Below are 7,499 nucleotides of genomic sequence, written 5' to 3' on the forward strand. Positions count from 1 at the left end.
TGGCATGAAGTTGTTGTTCACTGAAAGAAAAAAAGTTTGAAGTCTAATAAAATAAAGTGCCTCTCGTTGCGGATTAGCTAATCCCATGTTGCAGAGGTGCTTTTTTTGTGTGAATTTGTATGAAAAATAAATACCCAGTAATATCCAAACATTCGATTTTGGGAATGATAATGATATCAAAATACTGTAATTCATGAGGTTAAATTATAAGGAAAGCGTTTTAAAAACATGTTACAATGATGTAGGTTTAGTATAGATTTCCTTGTGAACCGCCCTTGTTGCAGTCATGTTGATAGGAGGATTCCAGAATGAATATCCATGAATATCAGGGTAAAGAAGTATTAAAGCAGTACGGAGTGGCTGTACCGAACGGTAAGGTTGCCTATACGGTGGAAGAAGCCGTTGCGGCGGCAGAATCGCTTGGAAGCGCTGTTACAGTCGTAAAAGCACAAATTCATGCGGGTGGACGCGGTAAAGCGGGTGGCGTAAAAGTGGCCAAAGGCTTGGATGAGGTGCGGACTTTTGCTTCAGAGATTTTGGGTAAGGTGCTAGTGACACATCAGACCGGACCTGAAGGTAAAGAGGTCAAACGCCTTTTGATTGAGGAAGGCTGTGATATTCGCAAAGAATATTACGTAGGCGTTGTCGTGGACCGCGCGACTGGACGCATCGTAATGATGGCCTCCGAAGAAGGCGGTACAGAAATCGAAGAAGTGGCTGCAGCTACTCCGGAGAAGATTTTTAAAGCAGTTGTTGATCCAGCAATTGGGCTGCAGGTGTATCAAGCTCGTAAGCTGGCGTATGAGATTAATATTCCCAATGAGCTGGTAAATAAAGCGGTCAAGTTTATGCTGGCGCTTTACGAAGCTTTTGTGGACAAGGACTGTTCAATTGCAGAAATTAATCCCCTAGTCGTTACGGGTGATGGGAATGTACTGGCGCTGGATGCCAAATTGAATTTTGATTCGAATGCTTTGTTCCGTCACAAGGATATTTTGGAACTGCGTGATTTGGATGAAGAGGATGAGAAGGAAATTGAGGCATCTAAATACGATCTAAGCTACATCGCTCTGGACGGCAATATTGGCTGTATGGTCAATGGTGCTGGGTTGGCGATGGCGACGATGGATATTATCAAATATTATGGTGGAGATCCGGCCAATTTCCTGGACGTTGGTGGCGGTGCAACGACGGAAAAGGTAACCGAAGCGTTCAAAATCATTTTGTCCGATCCGAAGGTAGAAGGTATCTTTGTCAACATTTTCGGCGGAATTATGCAGTGTGATATCATTGCGAACGGCGTCGTGGAGGCTGCCAAGCAGTTGGGGCTGACTCGCCCGCTGGTTGTCCGTCTTGAAGGAACGAATGTTGAGCTCGGCAAGCAGATTTTAGCGGAATCCGGTTTGAATATTGTGGCAGCTGATTCCATGGCGGATGGTGCCCAAAAAATCGTTGAACTTGTTCAATAGCTTGTTTGCATTCCGATATGCCGAATAAACGATAGGGGATGTGAAGATCGTGAGTATTTTGGTCGATAAGCATACAAAGGTGATTACACAGGGGATTACGGGAAAAACGGCGTTATTCCATGCCAAAGGTGCACTTGATTACGGTACACAGATGGTAGGCGGCACCTCTCCAGGTAAGGGAGGCACCAAGGTAGAAATTACACTGGAGAACGGACAACAGGTCAAGCTGCCAGTGTTTAACACAGTAAGCGAAGCTAAGGAAGCTACGGGCGCAACTGCTAGCGTCATTTATGTACCGCCAGCTTTCGCAGCGGATTCTATTTTGGAAGCTGTGGACGCGGAACTGGACCTCGTGATTTGTATCACAGAAGGGATTCCGGTTCTTGATATGATCAAGGTCAAACGTTTTATGGAAGGTAAAAAGACCGTTCTGATTGGCCCTAACTGTCCGGGTGTTATTACGCCAGGAGAGTGTAAAATTGGTATCATGCCAGGTTACATTCATCTTCCAGGTCATGTAGGTGTTGTGTCACGTAGTGGTACTTTGACCTATGAGGCAGTACATCAGCTAACCACTCGAGGTATCGGGCAATCTTCCGCGGTGGGTATTGGTGGTGACCCCGTTAAAGGCTCAGAATTCATTGATATTTTACATCGCTTCAATGAGGACCCCAACACTCACGCTGTCATTATGATCGGAGAAATCGGTGGCACAGCCGAGGAAGAGGCGGCCGAGTGGATCAGAGACAATATGACGAAGCCGGTCGTTGGCTTTATCGGGGGTGTGACTGCGCCTCCAGGCAAGCGGATGGGGCATGCAGGCGCCATTATTTCTGGTGGAAAAGGGACGGCAAAAGAAAAGATTGCTACGCTTGAAGCATGCGGAATCAAGGTGGCGCCTACTCCTTCCGAAATGGGCTCGACACTGGTAAGTGTGTTGGAGGAACGTGGTATTTTGAATTTATGTACGACACATTAAATCGTGTTTCTTCATTAATATACAGGCTGTAAAACAGCATCGAAATTTGCTGCAGGCTAGTGTATAATGAAGGAAAGGTAAGCAACCTTTTTATCTTCTGAAACAGGGGATGAAAAGGTTGCTTTTTTTTGCGTTGTGACAGGCTTATCAGGGAAACGCTTGCAAAATGATTCGTTGTGCCACAAAATAAGGAAGGGTTCACTCTTCCATGAATGGGGGAACCACAGTTTGGAAGAAAGATGGCTTTTATTAGGTCTACATGAGTTAGAGGGAATCGGAAGGAGAACAATTCAGCGTATTTGGTCGAGTGATTATCGATTGCATGAGCTACTGCATTTTAGCGAACGAAAGTGGATTGAGATAGGCTTAAGCCCTGCCCAGGCACGCATTGCGGCACAGTGTTACGATGAAGAATGGGTACATGAACGATATCAGCGAATTCAATCCAGTGAGATTGACGTGGTAACTTATGTGGACGAAGATTACCCTTTATTAATGAAGGAAACAGTTGACCCACCTTGGGTAATGTATACAAAAGGGGATAAATCACTTTTGCACACATGTTCTGTAGCCATGGTAGGAACTCGCGTTCCTACTGCGTATGGTCGTAGAGCAGCGGAGATACTAACCGAAGAATTGTGTAGTGCAGGGGTAACAGTGGTTAGTGGATTGGCGAAGGGGATTGATAGTATTTGTCACGAAACGGCCCTGCGCCGGGGAGGCAACACGATTGGTGTACTTGGTACAGCGATTGATCAAATTTATCCTCCCCAAAATGCCTCTTTATTTGCTGAGATGGTTAGTAAAGGTCTGATCGTATCGGAGTATCCTCCAGGTACGAAGTCCCATCCAGGGATGTTTCCACAACGTAATCGCATTATTGCCGGTTTGACGAAGGGGACGCTCGTCGTCGAAGCAGATGCTAGAAGTGGTTCCTTGATAACAGCTGATGCTGCGTTGGAGGCAAATCGAGATGTATTTGCGGTTCCTGGACCCATTACGTCACCGAAGAGTAAAGGCACGCTGAACTTGATTAAGCAAGGGGCCAAAACGGTCACCGAAGCTTCGGATATTATTGAGGAGTACGAAGCAGATTTGCGTTCAAGGCAGGTTTCTTCATACAATAGAGGACAGAGTCTTAATCTTAAGAAGGTCTCCAAAACATCAGAAAGCGAAACTTCTGAGGAAAAACATGTGGTGCTACTGCTGGAACAAGGAACCATGACACTGGATGAACTGCTGGATGCTACGGCATGGGATTTTGGACTTTTACACGCAGTTCTGTTATCGTTAATCATAAAAAAAAGGATCGCTCAGCTAGCGGGCACAAAATACAAGCTTATATAGTAGTTGTTTTTGCCAGGTCCTTAGTTAGTCATTGCGCAAAATTCAATTTTAAACATAGGTGGAGGGAAATATGGCGTTTGTCCGCATCGCGGATTCCTACTCCTTCCCCACTTCCTGAAATGTGTTGAATTTATAGCTCGTACTAACGAACTAAGCTCACCACATTTCAGGAAGACTATCATATTCATGTGTGTAATTGAGAGGAGGAAGAGCCTATGGCGGACTCACTCGTCATCGTGGAATCGCCTTCCAAGGCGAAGACGATCGGCAAATACTTAGGCAGCAAATATATCGTCAAGGCTTCCATGGGTCATATCAGGGATTTACCTAAGAGTCAGATTGGCGTAGAGGTCGAAAATGATTTTAATCCCAAATACATTACCATTCGAGGTAAAGGCTCAATTCTAAAAGAGTTAAAGGATGCCCGAAAAAAAGTAAAAAAAGTATATCTGGCGGCTGACCCGGATCGCGAAGGTGAGGCTATTGCCTGGCATCTAGCGCATGCGCTGGAACTGGACGATACGGCGGACTGTCGTGTTGTGTTTAATGAAATTACGAAGCAGGCTGTCAAAGATGCTTTTAAAACACCGCGCAAGATCAATATGGATTTGGTTAATGCCCAGCAGGCACGCCGGATATTGGATCGACTTGTCGGTTACAAAATTAGCCCATTGCTCTGGAAAAAGGTAAAGAAGGGTCTCTCAGCTGGGCGTGTGCAGTCGGTGGCAGTGAAAATTATTCTGGACCGGGAAAACGAAATTAATGAGTTTGTACCGGAAGAATACTGGACGATCACAGCTAAGCTAGCCATTAAAGACAGCACCTTTGAAGCGAAATTCCATAAGCTGCGCGGCGAAAAGAAAGAGCTTTCCAGCGAAGCGGATGTACAAGAAGTGCTGGAAGCTATCGGAAAATCATCTTACAAAGTGCGCGATGTGAAAGAGAAGGAGCGTTTACGCAATCCGTCTCCTCCATTCACAACAAGTTCCTTGCAGCAAGAGGCGGCTCGCAAGCTCAACTTCCGGGCATCTAAAACGATGTCGGTAGCGCAGCAGCTGTATGAGGGTGTGGATTTAGGTAAAGAAGGGACTGTGGGTCTGATCACGTATATGCGTACGGATTCCACACGGATCGCCACTTCGGCTCAAGAGGAAGCGAAAGAGGTCATCATTCAAAAATATGGCGAAGATTTTGTACCTGAAAGTCCTCGTCAGTATTCAAAAAAAGCGGCCAATGCTCAGGATGCGCATGAAGCGATTCGTCCAACCTCCGCCTTGCGTGATCCGGAAACCGTTAAGCCATTTATGAGTAGAGACCAGTTCCGGTTGTACAAACTGATATGGGAACGTTTTATGGCGAGTCAGATGTCTTCCGCTATTATGGATACTATGTCCGTAGATATTGAAGCAGGCGAGACGATATTCCGGGCAGCTGGTTCGAAGGTTCGCTTTCCAGGCTTCATGAAAGTGTATGTGGAGGGGAATGACGACGGTAAAACCGAAGAAGATAAGCTGTTGCCGCCACTTCAACCAGGCGATAAGCTGAAAAAGGAAGCGGTTGAACCCAAGCAGCACTTTACACAACCGCCTCCTCGCTATACGGAAGCACGTCTGGTAAAGACACTGGAGGAATTGGGTATTGGACGTCCGAGTACGTATGCACCGACTCTGGAAACCATTCAAAAGCGTGGATACGTTGCTATTGAGGAGAAGAAATTCTTCCCTACAGAGCTGGGAGAGTTGGTCATCGAGCAGATGGAGGAATTTTTTCCAGAGATTCTAAATGTAGAATTTACAGCCAATATGGAAGATGATCTTGACCACGTCGAAGAGGGCGAAGGTGATTGGGTTAAGGTGTTGAGTGACTTTTACGAGTCATTCGAGAAGCGTCTGGAAGTGGCTGAGGAAGAAATGAAAGAAATTGAAATCAAGGATGAAGTATCCGACGTGATCTGTGATAAATGTGGTAGTCCAATGGTGTATAAGCTGGGCCGTTTTGGTAAATTCCTCGCTTGTTCTGCCTTCCCGGATTGCCGCAACACCAAGCCAATTGTCAAGGATATCGGGATGAATTGTCCTACATGCGGTGAGGGACATGTCGTCGAACGACGAAGTAAAAAAGGACGTGTCTTTTACGGATGTGACCGCTATCCAGAATGTGATTTTGTATCCTGGGATAAACCGTCCATCAAGCCTTGTCCAAGTTGCAGTGGCCTAATGGTCGAAAAACGTACTAAGCAGGGAACGAAGCTCAACTGTACCGTTTGCGATCACAGTGAAATGCTGGAAGAGAGCGATGAGAGTGTGGAGACTTCTTAAGAACAAAGATAGCAGGGGGATTTAAAAAGTGAGTGAACTACAGAAGGTAACGGTCATCGGAGCAGGTTTGGCGGGTAGCGAAGCTGCCTGGCAAATTGCAAGCCGTGGAGTGCCAGTTAAGTTATATGAAATGAGACCGGTTGTAAAAACACCCGCACATCATACAGATAAATTTGCCGAATTAGTATGCAGTAATTCCTTACGAGCGAACGGTCTGACAAATGCAGTAGGCGTACTGAAGGAAGAGATGAGAATGCTAAACTCTTTGGTTCTGAGTGCGGCAGATCGTCATGCTGTTCCGGCGGGTGGAGCATTGGCAGTGGATCGTGATGGATTTTCCGGTCATATTACAGATACGCTTCATCAACATCCTTTGATTGAGGTCGTTAATGAAGAACTGCAGGAACTCCCGCAGGATGGTATCGTGGTCGTTGCAACGGGACCCTTAACTTCTCCAGCTTTGTCAGAACAGATCAAAACGCTGATGGGAGAGGAGTATTTTTATTTCTACGACGCGGCTGCTCCGATTGTAGAAAAGGACTCCATCGATATGAGCAAGGTGTATCTGGCTTCCCGTTATGATAAAGGAGAAGCAGCTTACTTGAATTGTCCGATGAGCGAAGCAGAGTTCGATGCTTTTTATGAGGCTTTGATTACTGCTGAGGTGGCACAAGTCAAGGAGTTCGAAAAAGAAATTTACTTCGAAGGATGTATGCCGATCGAAGTGATGATGCAGCGTGGGAAACAAACGGCATTGTTCGGGCCGATGAAACCTGTTGGTCTGGTAAATCCACATACAGGAGAACTACCCTATGCAGTTGTTCAGCTTCGACAAGACAATGCTGCGGGTACGCTATATAATCTGGTCGGTTTCCAGACTCACCTCAAATGGGGAGAGCAAAAGCGTGTGTTTTCAATGATTCCGGGTCTCGAAGAGGCAGAGTTTGTACGTTACGGTGTGATGCATCGCAATACCTTTATTAATTCTCCACAACAGCTTCACCCAACCTATCAGTTCAAGGGAAGAAGTAATCTGTTCTTTGCCGGACAAATGACTGGTGTAGAGGGTTATGTAGAGTCGGCGGCTTCGGGACTACTGGCTGGTATAAATGCGGCACGAGCAGCACGTGGTCAGGAAATGTTTGTATTTCCTGCGGAAACGACACTAGGCAGTATGGCACGCTATATTACAACGGCTGATTTCAAACATTTCCAACCGATGAATGCAAACTTTGGTCTGCTTCCAAAGCTGGAGACACGCATCCGTAACAAAAAGGAAAAGAATGAAGCTCTTGCTAATCGTGCGTTGGAAAGTTTGCGTGCTTATGTTAACCAAACGGGAGTTATGTCAACAGAAGTACAGGCATAAGGATGAAGGAAAAGGAG

General features: G+C 46.0%; 5 protein-coding genes. All 5 read left to right on the forward strand.

The window, feature by feature from the left end:
• Positions 1–308 precede the first annotated feature (308 nt).
• Complete coding sequence (gene sucC, locus AC5V8P_RS03030) at positions 309–1,469, forward strand: ADP-forming succinate--CoA ligase subunit beta (RefSeq protein WP_063208976.1); 1,161 nt, start codon at positions 309–311, stop codon at positions 1,467–1,469.
• 49 nt (positions 1,470–1,518) lie between these two features.
• The gene (sucD, locus tag AC5V8P_RS03035; RefSeq protein WP_064798112.1) at positions 1,519–2,448 is read left to right on the forward strand and encodes a succinate--CoA ligase subunit alpha; all 930 of its coding nucleotides are present in this window, start codon (positions 1,519–1,521) and stop codon (positions 2,446–2,448) included.
• 228 nt (positions 2,449–2,676) lie between these two features.
• Complete coding sequence (dprA, locus tag AC5V8P_RS03040) at positions 2,677–3,795, forward strand: DNA-processing protein DprA (protein ID WP_064798111.1); 1,119 nt, start codon at positions 2,677–2,679, stop codon at positions 3,793–3,795.
• A gap of 215 nt (positions 3,796–4,010) precedes the next feature.
• Positions 4,011–6,113, forward strand: coding sequence for a type I DNA topoisomerase (gene topA, locus AC5V8P_RS03045; protein WP_063208970.1), 2,103 nt, complete (start codon positions 4,011–4,013; stop codon positions 6,111–6,113).
• Between the two features lie 28 nt (positions 6,114–6,141).
• Positions 6,142–7,482 carry an FADH(2)-oxidizing methylenetetrahydrofolate--tRNA-(uracil(54)-C(5))-methyltransferase TrmFO gene (gene trmFO, locus AC5V8P_RS03050; RefSeq protein WP_064798110.1) on the forward strand — a complete coding sequence of 447 codons (1,341 nt, stop codon included), beginning with the start codon at positions 6,142–6,144 and terminating at the stop codon, positions 7,480–7,482.
• Positions 7,483–7,499: the final 17 nt, after the last annotated feature.

It is taken from the genome of Paenibacillus sp. N119s, assembly GCF_059447605.1.

Bases quoted from the DNA above. Each gene is read 5' to 3' on its own strand.
- sucC (WP_063208976.1), top strand. From the start codon at position 309: ATGAATATCCATGAATATCAGGGTAAAGAAGTATTAAAGCAGTACGGA.
- topA (WP_063208970.1), top strand. From the start codon at position 4,011: ATGGCGGACTCACTCGTCATCGTGGAATCGCCTTCCAAGGCGAAGACG.